This is a genomic window from Sphingomonas sp. M1-B02 (assembly GCF_026167525.1).
GTDB lineage: Bacteria > Pseudomonadota > Alphaproteobacteria > Sphingomonadales > Sphingomonadaceae > Sphingomonas.
This window is the reverse complement of sequence record NZ_CP110679.1, coordinates 2,355,137-2,373,324: the sequence shown is the minus strand read 5'-3', so window position 1 is coordinate 2,373,324 and position 18,188 is coordinate 2,355,137. Positions and strand designations below refer to the sequence as shown.

19 protein-coding genes are annotated in these 18,188 nt (G+C 67.1%); 18 read left to right on the top strand and 1 reads right to left on the bottom strand.

Annotation, left to right across the window (positions count from 1 at the left end; translation table 11 throughout):
• Positions 1 to 34: 34 nt before the first annotated feature.
• The 6 genes from ptsP to OKW87_RS11375 all read left to right on the top strand — a co-directional run bounded on the left by ptsP (position 35) and on the right by OKW87_RS11375 (position 7,909).
• On the top strand, positions 35 to 2,311 hold the full coding sequence (gene ptsP / locus OKW87_RS11400; protein ID WP_265539596.1) for a phosphoenolpyruvate--protein phosphotransferase: 2,277 nt from the start codon (positions 35 to 37) through the stop codon (positions 2,309 to 2,311).
• 113 nt (positions 2,312 to 2,424) lie between these two features.
• Positions 2,425 to 3,357 (top strand): helix-turn-helix domain-containing protein, encoded by a 933-nt coding sequence (locus OKW87_RS11395; RefSeq protein WP_265539594.1) that lies wholly within the window; start codon positions 2,425 to 2,427, stop codon positions 3,355 to 3,357.
• Positions 3,358 to 3,506: 149 nt separating this feature from the next.
• Positions 3,507 to 4,466 (top strand): tetratricopeptide repeat protein, encoded by a 960-nt coding sequence (locus OKW87_RS11390; RefSeq protein ID WP_265539592.1) that lies wholly within the window; start codon positions 3,507 to 3,509, stop codon positions 4,464 to 4,466.
• A 4-nt stretch (positions 4,467 to 4,470) separates the two neighbouring features.
• Positions 4,471 to 5,433, top strand: coding sequence for a tRNA lysidine(34) synthetase TilS (tilS, locus tag OKW87_RS11385; RefSeq protein ID WP_265539591.1), 963 nt, complete (start codon positions 4,471 to 4,473; stop codon positions 5,431 to 5,433).
• A gap of 68 nt (positions 5,434 to 5,501) precedes the next feature.
• Entirely contained in the window at positions 5,502 to 7,475 is a 1,974-nt protein-coding gene (ftsH, locus tag OKW87_RS11380; RefSeq protein WP_265539589.1) for an ATP-dependent zinc metalloprotease FtsH, read from the top strand.
• A 65-nt stretch (positions 7,476 to 7,540) separates the two neighbouring features.
• Entirely contained in the window at positions 7,541 to 7,909 is a 369-nt protein-coding gene (locus OKW87_RS11375) for a hypothetical protein (protein WP_265539587.1), read from the top strand.
• A 4-nt stretch (positions 7,910 to 7,913) separates the two neighbouring features.
• On the opposite strand, the gene OKW87_RS11370 is transcribed toward OKW87_RS11375, so the two are convergent.
• Entirely contained in the window at positions 7,914 to 8,957 is a 1,044-nt protein-coding gene (locus OKW87_RS11370) for a DUF3667 domain-containing protein (RefSeq protein ID WP_265539585.1), read from the bottom strand.
• Positions 8,958 to 9,003: 46 nt separating this feature from the next.
• On the opposite strand from OKW87_RS11370, the gene OKW87_RS11365 reads away from it, so the two are divergent.
• The 12 genes from OKW87_RS11365 (at position 9,004) to OKW87_RS11310 (ending at position 18,173) form a co-directional block, all read left to right on the top strand.
• Positions 9,004 to 10,263 (top strand): glutamate-5-semialdehyde dehydrogenase, encoded by a 1,260-nt coding sequence (locus OKW87_RS11365; RefSeq protein ID WP_265539583.1) that lies wholly within the window; start codon positions 9,004 to 9,006, stop codon positions 10,261 to 10,263.
• A 31-nt stretch (positions 10,264 to 10,294) separates the two neighbouring features.
• A complete protein-coding gene (locus OKW87_RS11360; RefSeq protein WP_265539581.1) occupies positions 10,295 to 10,549 on the top strand; it encodes a CopG family ribbon-helix-helix protein in 255 nt (84 codons plus the stop codon).
• On the top strand, positions 10,549 to 10,836 hold the full coding sequence (locus OKW87_RS11355; protein WP_265539579.1) for a type II toxin-antitoxin system RelE/ParE family toxin: 288 nt from the start codon (positions 10,549 to 10,551) through the stop codon (positions 10,834 to 10,836). The genes OKW87_RS11360 and OKW87_RS11355 overlap by 1 nt, the downstream gene beginning before the upstream one ends.
• Positions 10,833 to 11,465: a nicotinate-nucleotide adenylyltransferase gene (locus OKW87_RS11350; RefSeq protein ID WP_265539577.1), complete on the top strand. Its 633-nt coding sequence runs from the start codon at positions 10,833 to 10,835 to the stop codon at positions 11,463 to 11,465. Before OKW87_RS11355 ends, OKW87_RS11350 begins: the two co-directional genes overlap by 4 nt.
• Before the next feature lie 34 nt (positions 11,466 to 11,499).
• Positions 11,500 to 11,874 (top strand): ribosome silencing factor, encoded by a 375-nt coding sequence (gene rsfS / locus OKW87_RS11345; RefSeq protein ID WP_443025051.1) that lies wholly within the window; start codon positions 11,500 to 11,502, stop codon positions 11,872 to 11,874.
• A gap of 18 nt (positions 11,875 to 11,892) precedes the next feature.
• Positions 11,893 to 12,315: a 23S rRNA (pseudouridine(1915)-N(3))-methyltransferase RlmH gene (locus OKW87_RS11340; protein ID WP_265539574.1), complete on the top strand. Its 423-nt coding sequence runs from the start codon at positions 11,893 to 11,895 to the stop codon at positions 12,313 to 12,315.
• A 3-nt stretch (positions 12,316 to 12,318) separates the two neighbouring features.
• Positions 12,319 to 13,509, top strand: coding sequence for a murein hydrolase activator EnvC family protein (locus tag OKW87_RS11335; RefSeq protein ID WP_265539572.1), 1,191 nt, complete (start codon positions 12,319 to 12,321; stop codon positions 13,507 to 13,509).
• Positions 13,510 to 13,577: 68 nt separating this feature from the next.
• Positions 13,578 to 14,912: a S41 family peptidase gene (locus OKW87_RS11330; RefSeq protein ID WP_265539569.1), complete on the top strand. Its 1,335-nt coding sequence runs from the start codon at positions 13,578 to 13,580 to the stop codon at positions 14,910 to 14,912.
• A 5-nt stretch (positions 14,913 to 14,917) separates the two neighbouring features.
• The gene (locus tag OKW87_RS11325; protein WP_265539568.1) at positions 14,918 to 15,400 is read left to right on the top strand and encodes a disulfide bond formation protein B; all 483 of its coding nucleotides are present in this window, start codon (positions 14,918 to 14,920) and stop codon (positions 15,398 to 15,400) included.
• A complete protein-coding gene (locus tag OKW87_RS11320; protein ID WP_265539566.1) occupies positions 15,397 to 15,930 on the top strand; it encodes a demethoxyubiquinone hydroxylase family protein in 534 nt (177 codons plus the stop codon). The genes OKW87_RS11325 and OKW87_RS11320 overlap by 4 nt, the downstream gene beginning before the upstream one ends.
• A gap of 52 nt (positions 15,931 to 15,982) precedes the next feature.
• Positions 15,983 to 16,396, top strand: a complete 414-nt coding sequence (locus OKW87_RS11315; protein ID WP_265539565.1) for a hypothetical protein — start codon at positions 15,983 to 15,985, stop codon at positions 16,394 to 16,396.
• A gap of 136 nt (positions 16,397 to 16,532) precedes the next feature.
• A complete protein-coding gene (locus OKW87_RS11310) occupies positions 16,533 to 18,173 on the top strand; it encodes a hypothetical protein (RefSeq protein WP_265539563.1) in 1,641 nt (546 codons plus the stop codon).
• The last annotated feature ends 15 nt before the right edge of the window (positions 18,174 to 18,188 follow it).

Here is an 18,188-nt window from a genome sequence, read left to right as displayed (position 1 = left end):
TGGCGGCCCGGCGCGCATCTGATAGCGCGGAGGCATGGCCCATACCGCCGCCGCCTCCGCTCGCGAGATCCTGACTCGCCTCCACGACGTGATGGCGAAGCGGCTGCCTGCGCAATCGAAGCTCAATGCCGTCGTCGACGTTATCGGCACGGTGCTCGATAGCGAGGTCTGCTCGATCTATCTGCTGCGCGAAGGCGTGCTCGAACTGTTCGCCACCCGCGGGCTGGCGCAGGAAGCGGTGCACGTCACCAGGCTCGCGCTCGGCGAGGGCCTGGTCGGCACGATCGCGGAAAATGTCGAGACGCTGAACCTCGACGAGGCGGCAACGCATCCCGATTTCGCCTATCGCCCCGAAACCGGCGAGGATCGCTTTCACAGCTTCGCCGGAGTTCCGATCATCCGCCGCGAGCGCGCGGTCGGTGTCCTTGCGGTCCAGCATATGGAGCCGCGCCGCTACGCCGACGTCGAGATCGAGGCGCTGCAGACGGTGGCGATGGTACTCTCCGAGCTGATCGCCAACGCCGATCTGGTCGATTCGACCGGCGGCACCTCGACGCGCCCGCAATCGACTGCGGCTACCCGCGTCGCCGGCTTCAAGCTTGTCGAGGGCATGGCCGCCGGCGTCGCCGTCTTTCACCAGCCGCGCATCACCATCGAACATACCGTCGCCGAGGATGTCGAGGCCGAGCGCCACCGCGTCTATGCCGCGTTCGACAAGATGCGTGAGCAGATCGACCGGATGGCGAGCCAGGCCGAATTCGGCGGGGGCGGCGAGCATGACGAGGTCCTCGCGACCTACAAGATGTTCGCTTATGACGAAGGCTGGAGCCGTCGTATCAACGAGGCGATCGATTCCGGCCTGACCGCGGAGGCCGCCATCGAGCGCGTCCAGCAGCGCACCCGGATGCGGATGCGCGAGATCGACGATCCGCTGCTGCGCGATCGGATGCACGATCTGGAGGATCTCTCGAATCGGCTGCTGCGCACCGTGTCGGGCCAGCTCGGCTCTGCGGCGAAGATGGGGCTGCACCAGGATTCGATCCTGATCGCGCGCAACCTGGGACCCGCCGAGCTGCTCGAATATGATCGCCGCCGGCTGAAGGGCGTGGTCCTCGAGGAAGGGTCGCTGACCGCCCACGTCACGATTGTAGCGCGCGCGATGGGGGTGCCCGTGCTCGGCCGCGTCCGCGATGTGCGCCGTCTGATCGCAGAGGGCGATTTCCTGTTGCTCGATGTCAGCGAGGAGAGCCTCTATATCCGGCCGACTTCGGCGATGCAGGAGGCGTTCGACGGCAAGCTGGTGCTCAGCCAGAAGCGCCGCGCCGCCTTTGCCCGGCTGAAGGGCGAGGCGCCGATCACCGCCGATGGCCACCGGGTGACGGTGATGGTCAATGCCGGGCTGCGCGACGATCTCGCCGCGCTCGATCTGACAGGCGCCGACGGGATCGGCCTGTTCCGCACTGAATTCCAGTTCCTCGTCTCGGCCACGCTCCCCCAGCGCGAGGCACAGCGGCGGCTGTATAAGGATGTGCTCGACGCGGCGGGCGATCGCCCGGTCGTGTTCCGCACGGTCGATATCGGCGGCGACAAGGCGCTGCCTTATCTCAATCATGACGAATATGGCGACGAGGAAAACCCGGCGATGGGTTGGCGCGCGCTGCGGCTCGCGCTTGATCGCGACGGGCTGATGAAGGCGCAGGCGCGCGCGCTGATCGAGGCGGGCGGGGGGCGCACGCTCAACATCATGTTTCCGATGGTCTCGGAGCCCTGGGAGTTCGAGCAGGCACGCGACTTGTTCGAGGCCCAGCGCGCCTGGCTGGCGGCGCGCGGCAAGAAGATGCCGACCGAGATCCGCTATGGCGCGATGCTCGAAGTGCCGGCGCTTGCCGAAGTGCTCGATATCCTGTTGCCGATGGTCAACTTCCTGTCGGTCGGCACCAACGACCTCACCCAATTCCTGTTCGCCGCCGATCGTGCGCATCCCAAGCTGGCGCTGCGCTATGATTGGCTCAGCGTATCGATCCTGCGCTTCCTCAAGCGCGTGGTCGATCAGGCGCATGCCGCGGGCGTGCCCGTGGCGCTGTGCGGCGAGATGGGCGGGCGCCCGCTCGAGGCGATGGCGCTGATCGGGCTAGGCATCGACCGGCTTTCGATCACCCCCGCCGCGGTGGGTCCCATCAAGGCGATGGTCCGCTCGCTCGATCGTTCTGCGCTGATCGAGGCGATGGGCCCGATGCTCGCCCGGCCCGGCGCCCCCTTGCGCGAGACGCTTTCGGCATGGGCATCCGAACATTCGGTCGAACTGGCCTGACGCAGCGTCAAAACACGCGGGGCCAACGTTGACAGGGGCTGCCGCCTGAGGGACACCCCGGGGCCAGAGACGGGAGCCCGGGGGCGCTAATCATCCCGTTCGGAGAGCCAAACATGGACGGCCAGACTGGCGCAGACTCGACGCTGTTCCCCGCGAGAGTGGGCGAGAGGCTGCGCGCCGCGCGGGAGGCGCAGGGGCTCGACATCGGCGAGATCGCCAGCCGCACGCGAATTCCGCAGCGGCATCTGGAGGCGATCGAGAAATCCAATTATTCGGGGCTCCCTTCGTCCACCTATGCGGTCGGCTTCGCCAAGGCCTATGCCCGCGCGGTCGGCGCGGACGAGGTGGCGATCGCCCGGGAAGTGCGTGCCGAATTGGGCGACGTGCCGATTCGGCCGGTATCGGTGCCGTATGAGATGCACGATCCCACCCGGGTGCCCCCGCCCTGGCTTGCCTGGGGCGGCGCGCTGTTCGCGCTGGTCGTGCTGATCGGCGTCGGGCTCTGGTACGGCACCGGGCTCTTCCGGGGCGGCGCGCCCGCCTCCGAAAATCTGATCGCGATCGAGCCCGGCAATGCCACCGCGGCCGTCGCCGAGCCCGTGGCGGCGCCCGGCGGGCAGGTGACGCTGGTTGCGACCGACACCGTCTGGCTCCGGATCACCGACGCCAACGGCAAGCGGCTGTTCGAGAAAGAAATGGTGGCGAACGAGCGGTACGACGTGCCCGCCGACGCCGATCGTCCGCGCGTCCGCACGGTCCGGCCCGATCGTATCCAGGTGCTGCTCAACGGATCGAGCGTGCCGCCGCTGGGCCTTGGCGCGAATCCCGTCGAGGTGGAGGTGACCGCCGCGGCGCTGCAGGCGCGCGGCCAGCCGAATGGGGCGGCGGCCCCAAGCTCCGCACCGGCGGCAAGGCCCGCGGTGACAACCTCCGCGGGCAGCACCACCCAACGGCGCTCCGCCCCCACGCCCAGCGCCCGGCCTACCCCGGCTCCCACTGCCAGCGCCGCGGCTACGGCCCCGGTGACCGCGCCTGAGGCGCCCTAGCGATCGTCCGCTCGCTCGGCTTGCGCCGGGCCGACGGTAGAAAAAGGGGAGCCGAACCCGGCTTTAACCTAAAACTGGCGACAGGCGCCGCCTCGGCGCTATACGAAGCCATGACTTTGTCCCGAACAGCTGCACCGGGGGGTGTGATCATGCGAATCTTGATGGCGGCGGCGATCCTTACGGCCGCATTTGGAATGAACGGTACGGCGCATGCGCAGGCGGCGATCGAAGGCCGCGTCGATCGGCTCGAACGCGAGATGCGCGCCGTGCAGCGCAAGGTGTTTCCGGGTGGCGCCGGCCAGACGATCGAGCCGCAGATCACGCCGCAGACCGAGGGCAGCATCCCCGGCATCCCGTCGGGCAGCGCACTGACCGACCTTACCCAGCGCGTGGTCGCGGTCGAGAGCCAGCTCAGCTCGCTCACCGGGCAGATCGAGCAGGGCCAATATCGCACGCGCCAGCTCGAAGAGGCGTTCAACGCCTATAAGCGTTCGACCGATGCGCGGCTGAAGGCGCTGGAGGACGGCGCGTCTGCGATCGGCTCGGGAGGACCGTCGATCGACCCGGCCGCCCTCGACGCCGCGCCCCCGCGGCCCGCCTCGCGACCGGCGGCGAGGCCCGTGGAAACGGTCGAGGGCGCCGAAAAGCCCGCCGCGGCCAAGCCTGCCGGCACGCGCGCGCAGCAGGTGGCGGCCATCGAGCGGCCCAAGACCGACGATCCGGCCGAGGACGGCTACACCTATGGCTTCCGGCTCTGGTCGGCGAAACTCTATCCCGAGGCGCGTCGCGAGCTCGAAGCGGTCGCCACCAAATATCCGCAGCATCGCCGCGCCAGCTATTCGCAGAACCTGCTTGGCCGCGCCTATCTCGATGCCGGCGCGCCCAGCCTGGCGGCGGTCGCCTTCTACGAGAATTACAAGAAGAACCCCAATGGCGAGCGCGCGCCGGACAGCCTCTATTATCTGGCGCAGGCGCTGACGAAGCTGAAGAAGCCGTCGGGCGAGATCTGCAAGGTCTATAACGAGCTGACCCAGCTCTACGGCGAACGCCTTTCAGCCGAAATGAAGGCCGGCGTGGCGGCGGGGCGCACTGCGCAGAAGTGCAGCTGACGCGATGATCCCGACGCCCGATGCCGCCGCGGTGGCGCGGTTCCGGGCGGACATGGAGGCTTTGGGCGAGACGCTCTTCCCGCTGGCGCTTGCGGTATCCGGCGGGCCGGACAGCATGGCGATGCTGCTGCTGGCCACCGCCGCCTTCCCAGGGGAGGTTGCCGCCGCGACGGTCGACCATCGGCTGCGCGAGGGTGCCGCCGAGGAAGCCCGGCTGGTCGGCGCGATATGCGCCCAGCTCGACGTGCCGCATGAGGTCCTGGTCCCCGCGGTGCCGATCGTGGGCGCCAGCATTCAGGCGCAGGCGCGGGCGGCGCGTTATCGCCTGCTCGCAGATTGGGCGGGGCACATCGGCGCGCACGCGCTGCTGACCGCGCATCATGCCGATGATCAAGCCGAGACCTTCCTGATGCGCGCCGTCCGCGGATCGGGCGTCGCCGGGCTCGCCTCGATTCGCCCGCGTCGCGCGCTGGACGGCATGCTGCTCTTGCGCCCCCTGCTCGGTTGGCGGCGCGCCGAGTTGCTCGCGCTGGTCGCGGGCGTGCCGACGGCCGACGATCCCAGCAACCGCGACGATATGCACGATCGCACGCATTTCCGTCGGCTGCTCGCGGAGAACGACCTGCTGGACGTGCCCGGACTCGCCCGAGCGGCAACCCATGCCTCCGAAGCCGAGGAGGCGCTCGCCCTGCTCGCCGAGCATTTCTGGACCGAACGCCGCACCCCGCAGGGTCTCGACCTGGCCGGCCTCCCCCGCGAAATCCGCCGCCGCCTGCTGCGCCGCGCCATCACCGAGCTGCGCGAAGCCGAGCGCATCGCCTCCCCGCCCTGGTCCGAGGCGAGCAATATCGAGCCGTTGATCCAGCTGTTGGAAGCCGGCCGGAGCGGGACCCAGGCAGGAGTCCAGATCAGTAAAAGCGGGAACCTCGTGAACTTCCGAAAAGCCCCGCCTCGCCGATCACACTGATCGACGCTGTTCCATTGCCATTAACCTGCAGGTGCCTATCTTGGTACTGCGAAAGGTACCGAATCCTGATGAACGACAATAACAAGCCGCAGGGGCCAGAAAATGGCGGCGCCAATCCCTGGATGAAGAGTCTGCTGATCTGGGTCGGCATTCTCGCCGCATTGGCGTTGTTCGTCACCATGTTCGATGGGCGAGCCGCGCAGACCGCGGGCGACTCGATCCCTTATTCGACCTTCCTCGACAAGGCGCAGGCCGGCGAGGTCAAGGCCGTCAACATCGCTGCGGGGACGGCGGGCACCAGCGTCATCACCGGCACGCTCTCCAGCGATGCCAAGTTCCGCACCAACGCGCCGAGCGATCCGCAGCTGATCCCGACGCTGCGCGAGAAGGGCGTCGCCATCAATGCGCGTCCCGAGGAAGGCCCGTCGATCTGGCAATATATGCTGGTCCAGGCGCTTCCGTTCCTGCTGTTCCTCGGCATCGCCTTCTTCGTGCTGCGCCAGATGCAGAAGAATTCGGGCTCGGGCGCGATGGGATTCGGCAAGAGCCGCGCCAAGCTGCTGACCCAGCGTGAAGGCAAGGTGACCTTCGACGACGTCGCCGGCATCGACGAGGCGCGCGACGAATTGCAGGAGATCGTCGAATTCCTCAAGGACCCGACCAAGTTCGCCCGCCTGGGCGGCAAGATTCCCAAGGGCGCGCTGCTCGTCGGCTCGCCGGGCACCGGCAAGACGCTGCTCGCCCGCGCCATCGCCGGCGAGGCGGGCGTGCCCTTCTTTTCGATCTCGGGCTCGGACTTCGTCGAGATGTTCGTCGGCGTCGGCGCCAGCCGCGTGCGCGACATGTTCGAACAGGCCAAGAAGTCGGCGCCGTGCATCATCTTCATCGATGAGATCGACGCCGTCGGCCGCTCGCGCGGTGCAGGTCTGGGCAACCAGAATGACGAACGCGAGCAGACGCTGAACCAGCTGCTGGTCGAGATGGACGGCTTCGATGCCAATGAAGGCATCATCATCGTCGCGGCAACCAACCGCCCCGACGTGCTCGACCCCGCGCTTCTGCGTCCGGGCCGCTTCGATCGCCAGGTCGTCGTGCCGCGTCCGGACATCGAGGGCCGGGTGAAGATCATCCAGGTCCATATGAAGAAGGTGCCGTTGGCGCCCGACGTCGATCCGCGCGTCATCGCGCGCGGCACGCCGGGCTTCTCGGGTGCGGACCTCGCCAACCTCGTCAACGAGGCGGCACTGCTGGCGGCTCGCCGCGGCAAGCGCCTCGTCGCGATGAGCGAGTTCGAGGACGCCAAGGACAAGGTCATGATGGGCGCCGAGCGCAAGTCGATGCTCATGACCGAGGACGAGAAGCGCATGACCGCCTATCATGAGGCCGGTCACGCCATCGTCGCAATCCACGAGCCCGCATCCGATCCGATTCACAAGGCGACGATCATCCCGCGCGGCCGTGCACTGGGCATGGTGATGCGGCTTCCCGAGCGTGACCAGAATTCGATGCACCGCGATCAGATGTATGCGCATCTCTCGATCGCGATGGGGGGCCGCGTCGCCGAGGAGCTGATCTTCGGCTATGATCGGGTGAGCTCGGGCGCGTCTTCGGACATCCAGTCCGCCACGCGTCTCGCGCGTTCGATGGTCACCCGCTGGGGCATGTCGGAGGCGGTCGGCCCGCTCGAATATGCCGAGGGCGAGGAAAGCTATCTCGGCTATGGCCAGGCGCGCCCGGCGAGCATGTCCAACGAGACCGCCTTGCTGATCGATGCGGAGATCAAGAAACTCGTCGAGGGCGGCCTCAACCGCGCCAAGCAGGTGCTGACCGATCATATCGATCAGCTCCATGCGCTGGCCAATGCCCTGCTCGAGTTCGAAACGCTGACCGGCGACGAGATCAAGCGGCTGGTGGCAGGGGAAGAGATCGGTCGCGACGATGCGGGCGCTCCCTCGGTCCCCGTCGCTGCGGGCGGCACCTCGATCCCCAAGATCCGCCGGCCCAAGGGTCCGTTCGGGAACCCGACGCCGCAAGGCGCCTGAGTTCACTTGACGTTCAAGCGATGCTGAATAGCCCTTCCTCGGGATATCGAGGGAGGGCTATTCTCATGAGGCGACTGATATTGGCCGCGACGGCGCTGTCGCTCGTCGCCACCTCTGCACAGGCGATGAGCGTCGCCGAGTTCCTCGCCAAGGCGCATGCGCTCAAGGCCAAGGGCATGGCAGCGATGTTCTCGTCCGACGTGGGGCTGCTGAAGCGCGAGATGAAGACGATCGCGGACGCCTATCGCGCCGATCTGGTCTCCGCGCGCGCTGCCGGCCGCAAGCCGCACAGCTGCCCGCCGCCCAAGGGCCAGGCCAAGATCGGCAGCGGCGAGTTGCTCGCCGACCTCGAGAGGATCCCGCCGGCCCGGCGCGGCATCAGCATGAAGACCGCTTTCTATGCGTTCATGCAGCGGCGCTACCCCTGCCGCTGAGCCTTCACCCGGACATGCCCAGCGCGAGTAGGATCAGCAGGAAGAGCATCAAGATGATCGTGATGAACCAGGAGAGGATCAGCGCGCGCAGGATCGCCGACCACCAGCGCAGCCGGTAGGCCTGTTTGAGCTGGCGGGTGATGTGGACAAACGGCACGGCAAAGGCGGCGAAGGTGAGCAGAGGGGCCCCCAGGCCGATCGCGGCGGCGATGGTGATCACGATGAACAGCAGCGACATGAAGGCGATCGAGTAGGTGATGAACACCGTATGGTCGTATAGCTTGTAGTCGCGCTTCCACGCGAACAGCAGCCAAACGAAGGGCAGCGATAGCGGAATGAGCAGCCAGGAGAATTTGTAGACGCTCGCTTGCAGCTTGTAGAGCATCAGCGACGGATTCTTCTTCCACTTCTCGATGCCATGATCGACCAGCGCCCAGCCGCTCAGGGCGGAACGGACGTTGATGTTGGTCCGGTCGCCCTTACCCTCGGGCAGGTTCGCCAGCGTCTCGTCGATCTCGGCGATATTGCGCTCGATCCGTTGCCGCCTGCGATCCCCGACCGGATGCTCGTCACGCTCGACGACGGCCTCGGCGCGCTGTTTCACCAGTTGCGTCCGCGCCTCGGCCACCATCTTCTCTGGCTCGCCGGTGCTGAGATTGCTCGGTGCCGAGATCCCGGCCCAGGAAAAGACGGCGAACATCGCGAAGATGGAGAAGAGGAAGATCGCCATCGGCGAGACGAAGCGCGCGCGTTCGCCCCTGATATAGCGCCGCGTCAGATCGCCGGGCCGCCAGACGAGCAAGGGCAGCGTGCGCCAGAATTTGCCCTCGAAATGCGCGACTCCATGCGCGATCTCGTGCCCGATCGCGCCCAGCGAGCGGTGGACGTGCGCCGATTGGCCGCATCGGTGGCAATGGGGCCCGATCAGTGCGGTGCCGCAATTGAGGCACATGGCGCCCTCGCCATGCCCCTCCCCGGCATGCGGCTCGAGCGCGCGGCCGAGCATGCCCACGGTGACGATTTCACCCGCTGCTTCGAATTCCCCCATCCGCACCGCCTACCAGCTTCGCAAAAGTCGTGCTAGCGGGTGCGGCATGGCCGATGCCGATATCCCGATGCTGATCGCCGAAATGGCCTCGCGCGCACGCGCCGCGTCGCGGCGGCTCGCGGCGATGTCAAGCGCGGAGAAAAGGCGTGCGCTGATCGCCGCGTCCGATTCGATCCGATTGGCGTGCGATGCGATCGTCGCGGCCAACGCCGAGGACATGGCCGCGGCCGAAGCGTCGGGGCTATCGGGGGCGCTGCTCGACCGGCTTCGGCTCGATGCCGGGCGCGTCGAGGCGATGGCGGCGGGCGTTGCGGCGGTGGCGGCGCTCGACGATCCGGTGGGCAAGCTGATCGAGCGGGTCGATCGGCCCAATGGGCTGGTGCTGACGCGGGTGCGCATCCCGATCGGGGTGATCGGCATCATCTACGAAAGCCGCCCCAACGTGACCGCCGATGCCGGCGCGCTGTGCGCGATGTCGGGCAATGCCGCGATCCTGCGCGGCGGCTCCGAGGCGATCCGAAGCAATCGCGCAATCCATGCCGCGCTGGCATCGGGACTCGAAGCGGGCGGAATGCCTGTCGACGCCGTACAACTGGTGCCGGTCACCGACCGGGCTGCCGTCGGTGCGATGCTCACCGCAGAGGGCGCGATCGATATGGTCGTGCCGCGCGGTGGCAAGGGCTTGGTCGCGCGCGTCCAGGCCGAGGCGCGGGTGCCGGTACTCGCGCATCTCGACGGGCTCTGCCACACCTATGTCGATCGCGAAGCCGATCCCGAGATGGCGGCGCGGCTCGCGCTCAACGCCAAGATGCGCCGCACCGGTATCTGCGGCGCGACCGAGACGCTGCTGATCGATCGTGGCTTTGCCGATCCGGCGCCTATCTTGAAAGCACTTGCCGACGCAGGGTGCGAACTGCGCGGCGAGGCCGAGATCGTTTCGATCGAGCCCCGCACGCTGCCGGCGGAATGCGGCGACTGGGACACCGAATATCTCGACGCGATCCTCTCGGTGAAGCTGGTCGACGGCGTCGATGCGGCGATGGCGCATATCGCCGCGCACGGGTCGCACCACACCGACGCGATCGTCACCGACAATGCTGAGACGGCGGAACGCTTCCTCAACAGCGTCGACAGCGCGATCGTGATGTGGAACGCCTCGACCCAGTTTGCCGACGGCGGCGAGTTCGGGCTGGGCGCCGAAATCGGCATTTCTACCGGGCGGCTGCACGCCCGCGGGCCCGTCGCACTCGAGGGGCTGACGACCTATAAGTGGGTCGTGCGTGGGACCGGCCAGGCGCGACCTTGAATCGGCTGCATTCTTTGTATACATCCGTGACATGAGCAAGACCATCGTCATCACCGGCCGAATCGACACGGAGACGTCGACCAGTCTCGATCGACTCGCCGCCAGCATGGAGCGATCGCGCGCCTGGATCATAGCCCGCGCGGTTGAGGAATATGTTCGATCCGAAACCGAATTGATGGACTCGCTGGACGAGGCCGAACGTGAGATCGACCGCGGCGAATATCTTACGCAGGAAGAGATGACAGCCTGGGTAGCCAGCCTTCGACGTGAGGCGGCTGCCGCCTAGTGCGCGAGATTCGCTGGGCGCCATCGGCTCAAGGCGATATCAATCGAATCGCTCGCCATTATCGGGGGATCGACTCAGCGCTCGCGATCGATCTGGCAGAACGCATTGTGCAGGCAACCAATATCCTCTCTGGTTTGCCGTACGCTCGCCAAGCTACCACGCGAGCGAACCGGCGCCGCTGGCACGTACCGCGGACCGAATATGTGCTCTTCTATCGCGTCGAGAAAGATCACATCCGCATCCCGCGGGTTGTGCACGGCGCACAGTTGCTTGCAGGAAAATTGTGAAATGCATCGGCCTCCTCGGCGGCTCCTTCAACCCCGCCCATAGCGGCCATCGCCGGCTATCGCTGCACGCGATCCGCGCCCTTGGGTTGGACGAAGTGTGGTGGCTGGTCTCGCCCGGCAACCCGCTCAAGCCGCGCGCGGGCATGGCACCTTTCGCCGCGCGCTTGGCTTCGGCTCGGAAAATGGCGCGGCACGCGCCGATCCGTGCCAGCGCGGTCGAGGCGCGGCTTAAGACGCGCTACACCGCCGACACGCTCGGCAAACTCCCGCGGCTCTATCCGCGGCATCGCTTCGTCTGGCTCATGGGTGCGGACAATCTCGCGCAGTTCCACCAGTGGGAACGGTGGCGTGATATAGCCCGGCAGGTTCCGATTGCGGTGATTGCCCGTCCGGGCTATGACCGACTCGCTCGCGCAAGTCCTGCGATGAGTTGGTTGCGGCGCGCTGTGCGGCCCGCAGGCCAGGCCAAGAATTGGACGCGATGGAGATTGCCAGCCCTCGTGCTGTTGCGCTTCCGCCCCGATACGACCTCGGCGACGAGCCTTCGGGCCGCCGATCCTGGCTGGCACCGGCGATTTCCGGACGCGCGTCGAACATCGCTATCGACGCCGCCCCCGCCGTTTCCATGACTCAGCACAGATGCGTGAAACCCTAGGAGTCCTCTTGGCCACTTCCCCCAATGTGCAGCGTACCGACGGCGTGGACGCGCTGCACAAGCTCGTGCTTGCGTCGCTCGACGACGATCAGGCGGTCGAGACCGTCTCGATCCCGCTCGCCGGCAAGAGCAGCATCGCCGATTATATGGTCGTCTCGAGCGGACGCTCGACCCGGCAGGTGGCGTCGATGGCGACCAAGCTGGCCGAGAAGATCAAGGCCGAGTTCGGCCGCTCGCCGCGGATCGAAGGCCTGCCGACCGCCGATTGGGTGCTGATCGATGCCGGCGACGTGATCATCCACCTGTTCCGTCCCGAAGTGCGCACCTTCTACAATCTCGAGCGCATGTGGGCGTTCGGCGACGGCGCCGGGGGCCAGGCCTGATCCCGTCGGGGCGGTAGCATGCTGCTCCATATCGTGGCGCGGGGGCGTATCGGGCGCAGTCCCGAGGCGGAGCTGGTCGATCGCTATCTTAAGCGCATTTCCTGGCCGACGCGGGTGACCGAACTGCCCGACACCGGCGGGAAGGTGCCGGATCTCCAGGGCGCCACCAAGACGATCGTTCTCGACGAGACCGGCGACAGCCTGCCCTCGCGCGTGTTGGCCGAACGGCTGGGCGCGTGGCGCGACGACGGAATTCGCGAAGTGCGCTTCCTGATCGGCGCCGCGGACGGCTTCGGCGACGTCGAGCGGGCCGGTGCAGACCTGCTGCTCTCCTTCGGCCGCGCAACCTGGCCGCACATGCTGGCCCGGGCGATGCTGGCCGAGCAATTGTGGCGCGCCGCCTCGATCCTTGCCAACCATCCCTATCACCGCGAAGGGTAAGCCATGGGCTCCGTTCGCAGGATCACGTTGATTGCCGTATTGCCTGCGATGCTGGCGCTCGGCTCGCTGGCCGGCGCGCAGGTGCCGAGCCTGGCCGAGCAGCAGGCGCGACTGCGATCGGCGTCGGCCCAGTCCGAGGCCGCACTGGCGCGCTCGCAGGCGCTGGAACGCGCGGCGGCAGGCGCGCGCGACAGGGCCACCCAGGCTCGCGCGCAGGAAGCGGCATCGGCCGAACGTATCAAGGCTGCCGAAGCCGATATCGCTGCGGCGCGCGCCCGGATCGGAATCGTCGATCGCCTGCTCGCCGCCCAACGCAGCCAGCTCGCCGAGCGCCAGGGGCCGATCTTGCGGCTTATCGCGGCGCTGCAATCGATGGCGCGGCGTCCGCCCGTACTCGGGCTGGTCCAGCCGGGATCGACCGAGGATATGGTGCATGTCCGCGCGGTGCTCGGCACGGCGCTGCCGCTCGTCGAGCGCCGCACGGCGGCGGTGCGCGCCGAGCTGGAACGCGGCCGCAAGCTGCGCGCCACGGCGGAGGCGGCGGTGGCCAGCCTGCGCGAAGGCCGCACCCGCCTCGAGTCCGAGCGAGTCGCCGCGCTGCGCCTCGAGGCCGAGCATCGCATGCGCTCGCGGGCGTTGGGACAAAGCGCGTTGATCGAATCGGATCGCGCGCTGGCGCTCGGCGAGCGCGCCCGCGAGATCGTCGAACAGATGGACACGATGGGCGAGGCCGCCGAGATCCAGGCCGGGCTGCTCGCGTTGCCCGGACCCTTGCCGCGCCCGCCGCAGCCCGGTGAGCGCCCTGCGTCTCTGGCGCCGAAGCCGGGGAATCCCGCTTACGTCCTTCCGGTAGCGGGGCAAACCGTGCGCGGACTGGGTGAACTGTCCGATGCCGGGGTGCGTGCCCGCGGGCTGACTCTGGCCTGCGCACGGGGTGCGGAAGTCGTGGCGCCTGCCGCTGGCCGGATCGTCTATGCCGGGCCGTTCCGCGGCTATGGCGGGGTTGTGATCGTCGATCATGGCAAGGGCTGGACGACTCTCCTCGCCGGGCTGGGCGGAATCGGCGTTCGCGTCGGCGATCAAGTGGCGCAGGGCGGCCGCATCGGACGCGCCGGCGCCGGAGAAGATCCGCGCGTCACGGTCGAACTGCGACGGCAAGGCCGGGCGATGGACCTGGCTCAATTGCTCGACTGACACGCCGTGTAAAAGCCGTTATCCCGCATTATATCGCCAGGGTTCCCATTTCCCCGAAAGTTGCTCGTATGTTGCGTTCACTTCTCCAGGTAACCGCCGCCGTCAGCGCGCTGGCACTCGTTCCTGTTGCATCGGGGGCGATGGCGGGCGTGGATACGCAGAGCTACCGCGAGCTCGACGCATTCATGGAAGTCTACAACCAGGTGAAGGCGAACTATGTCGACAAGGTGGACGACAAGACGCTGGTAAAGGGCGCGATCGCGGGAATGCTGGCCGCGCTCGATCCGCACAGCTCGTTCGCTGACGGGCTCGACTTCGACAATCTCAAGATCCAGACCGAAGGCAATTATGGCGGTCTGGGCCTGACCGTCACCCAGGAAGACGGCGCCGTGAAGGTCATCGCGCCGACCGAAGATACGCCGGCGGATCGCGCCGGGATCAAGTCGGGCGATTTCATCACCCATCTCGACGGCAAGTTCATCGTCGGCGGCAGCCTGGACGAGGCGATCGAGCAAATGCGCGGCGCGCCGGGCACCAAGATCTCGATCACCGTGATCCGCCCTGGCGCCGACAAGCCCCTTCAGTTCACGCTCGTGCGCGAGATCATCGTGCAGAAGCCGGTGAAATGGGAAGTGAAGAATGGCGTCGGCATCATCAACATCAACACCTTCACCGCGCAAACCGGCGCCGACACGATCAAGGCGATCCAGGCGATCGACAAGCAGCTCGGCCGCAAGCCGCTCGGCTACGTGATTGATCTGCGCGAGAATGGCGGGGGTCTGCTGAGCGAGGCGATCGCGGTTTCGGACGTGTTCCTGAGCCATGGCGAGATCGTCTCGCAGCGCGGCCGAGAGAAAGCCGATATCGAGCGCTATTATGCCGAATCGATGGTGCCGGGCGATCTGGCGCGCGGGCTGCCGGTGGTGGTGCTGGTCGATGCGGGTACGGCGTCGGCGTCCGAGATCGTCGCGGGCGCGATCCAGGATCATCATCGCGGGCTCGTGATGGGCGTGCGCAGCTTCGGCAAGGGTTCGGTCCAGACCATTCTACCGATGGGATCACGCGCCGCACTGCGGCTCACCACCGCACGCTACTTCACGCCCTCGGGTCATTCGGTGCAGGAAGGCGGGATCAAGCCCGACCTTATCGTGCCGCAGATTTCCGACGCCGATTACAAGAGCCGGCCAGTGGTGCGCGAAGCCGATCTGCGCCGTCATCTGATAAATTCGGACAAGGCAGAGGATTCGGTGATCGAGGAGGATACCCGCACCGATCCGCGCTTCGCCGCGACCCCGGAGCAGCTCAAGAAGCAGGGCATAGAGGACTTCCAGCTTCATTACGCCCTGCAGACCATCGCGCGGATCGGCGGGAAAACGCCCCAAGTCGCAACGAAGGGCCGCTGAGAGCAATGCGCGCCGACGGCTTCCGCACTGCACAGCTGATCGCGCTCCTGCTCCCGCTGGGCCTCGTGGGCGGAGCCTTGCTCTCGGAGCAGTTCGGCCTGGTCGCGTGCGAGATGTGCCATTGGCAGCGCTGGCCGCATTATGCCGCGGTGATCGTCGCGGCGCTTTCGTTCGTCGTACGACCCCGGCCCGTGCAGATGCTGTTCGTCCTGTTTGCCGCGGCGCTGATCGCGGTCAGCGGCGGCATCGGCGTCCTTCATGCCGGGGTCGAATATCATTGGTGGCAAGGGATCACCGCCTGCTCCACCACGCTGGCGAGCGCGGACCCGATGGCGATGCTAAACGAGGCGCTGCGCAAGCCGCTGGTGCGCTGCGACGTGCCGCAATGGACCTTGTTCGGAATCAGCCTGGCCGGGTTCAACGCGATCTTCAGCCTGGCCGGCGCGGTCGCGATCTTCGGATTTGCAGTGCGGCGCGCGCGGCCATGAGCTGGAAGCCCGGCGATCCCCGCGAGGGCATGGCGGCGATGGTCCGGGTCGACCAGGCCGGCGAATATGGCGCCACGCGCATCTATGCCGGCCAGTTGGCGGTAATGGGCGATCGCACCCCCGCCGCGCGGATGATCCACGGCATGGCGGTGCAGGAGGAGCGCCATCGCCGCTTCTTCGACGCGATGATCGCGAAGCGCGGTGTTCGGCCCACGGCGATCCAGCCCTTCTGGGATGTCGCGGGCTTTGCGCTGGGCGCAGTGACGGCAGCGATCGGGCCCTCTGCCGCAATGGCATGCACCGCCGCGGTCGAGACCGAGATCGACCTCCATTACCAGGCGCAGCTCGCCGAGTTAGGCGACGACGACCCCGAACTGGCCCACGCCGTCGCCGAATTTCGCGCCGAGGAACTCGAGCATCTCGATACCGCGATCGGTGCGGGCGCCGAGACGGCATTGGGCTATCCCTTGCTGTCGGGAGCTATTCGAATGGGCTGTCGAGTCGCAATCGCGCTGTCCAAACGGATATGACAGGCCACGTTCAGCGTTGTACGCCAATGATATGGTTCGAGGAGAAGGCGTGATGCTCAAGCGATTCCTGTTGGCGGCTACGGTCGCTTCGATCCCGATGCTCGCGCCGGCGACCGCGCAGGCGCAGAATTCGCAGCAGACCCGTTCGGCCAATGCGCCCATCGGCGGTGTGCTGACCGTATTCGGCGACGATCGCTGCCCCAGCGACGTGATCTGCGTGCGCGCGCCCGAAAGCGAGCGCTACCGCATCCCGCAGAATCTGCGCGAGCAGCCGGGCGCGCCGCAGCAGACCGAAAGCTGGGCCGTGCGATCCGGCGATGCGCTCGACGCCGGCCGGATGGGCACGGGCAGCTGCACGACCGTGGGCGCTTCGGGGTCGACTGGCTGCTTCGTCCGTCAGGCGCGCCAGTCCAAGGCCGAGGCCAATGCGCGCAAGGAAGCGGCGAACAACCTGCCGCTTCCGTGATCCGAGCCATTTTTAACCGGCGCAGGGACCGGACTGGTAGTCGTTGAGCCGAATCGACAAAGCAAGGCCCGCCGTCCCGGCCTGATTTCACGCCAAGGTGATGCCTTTCCCTGCAAAAAGGGGTATCCCGGCAGCCATGAGCCATAGTCCCCACCCGTTCAGTCTCGTTCCTCCACTGCTATCGCGCCGCAGCGCGCTGGCAATGCTGTCGTCCAGCGCGGTGGTCGCGGCATGCAGCGGCGGTGGTGGGTCGCCAACGCCGACTCCGGTGCCGACTCCCACGCCTGCGCCGGTTCCCACGCCGACGCCGACGCCAACGCCGGTGTCGGGCCCCGCCTGGTTCGGCTACGGGCGCGATGCGCAGCATACGGGCGTGAGCGCGATCGCATCGCAGGATCTCGGACGGATCAGCTGGACTGCGGCAGTCGACCTCGCGCCGCAATATACACCGGCCGGCGCGCTGCTGACCCATTATGGCTCGCCGGTCGTGACTAGGAGCAACCTTGTCGTGATCCCGGTCAAGACGACCGCCACCGGCGGCTACCGGGTCGAAGCGCGCAACGGAGCCACCGGGGCGCTCGTTTGGCAGACGGCCACGGACTATATCACGCCGCCGCGAAACTGGCTGCCGCCCTACAATCTGCTGCTTACTGCGCAGGGCCGCCTCTATGCGCCGGGCGCGGGCGGCAAGCTCATGCTACGCGCCAATGCGGATGCGGTCGACGGTAGCTTTGCCGCGCAGATTTTCTACGGCGCCTCCACCTACAATGCGAATCCCGCGGCGTTCGACGCCACCGTCTTCATCAACACGCCGTTCACCGCCGATCCGGCTGGAAACATCTTCTTCGGCTTCCAGGTGACCGGCGTGAATCCGGCGGGACTCGTCAGCGGCGTTGCCCGCATCGCGCCCGACGGTACGGCACGCTGGGTCAGCGTCACTAGTGCGGCGGGCGATGCGTCGGTCCAGAAGCCGGTGATGAATTGCGCGCCTGCGCTCTCGATCGACGGCGGCACACTCTATATCGCAGTGAACCGGGGCGCCACGACGGCAACCCAGACCGGCTATCTGCTCGCGCTCGACAGCACGACGCTTGCGACTCGCGCCAAGGCGGCGTTGGTCGATCCGAACACGCTCACGCCCGCGCGCCTCAGCGACGACGGCACGGCGTCGCCGGTGGTCGGCTCGGATGGCCGCGTCTTCTATGGCGTGCTCGAATCACAGTTTCCGACGCACAATGCGCGCGGATGGCTGCTCCAATTCGATTCCCTGCTCAATCCGGTGGGGGTCCCCGGCAGCTTCGGCTGGGACGTGTCGCCCAGCGTCATTCCTGCGTCGATGGTGCCGTCCTACACGGGCAGCTCGACCTATCTGCTTGCGCAGAAATATAATAATTATAACGGCGTAGGCACGGGCGACGGGCTCAATCGGATGGCGATACTCGATCCGAAGGCGAGCCAGCCGGACCCGATCGTGCCGGGCGTGCAGGTGATGCGCGAAGTGCTGACGATCCTCGGCCCGACGCTGGACGCCGGCTCGGCCACGGCGCGGCGCGAATGGTGCATCAACACGATGGCCGCGGATCCGCTGCGCAAGTCGATCCTGGCGAACAATGAAGACGGCATCCTGTATCGCTGGGATCTGACCACGAACACGCTGTCACAGGGCCTGCGGCTCAATGCCGGGCTGGGCCAGGCCTACACGCCGACCCTCGTCGGCGCCGACGGCGCGGTATATGCGATCAGCAACGCGACGCTATATTCGATCCGCGCCAGCTAGGGTAAAACCGCCTGC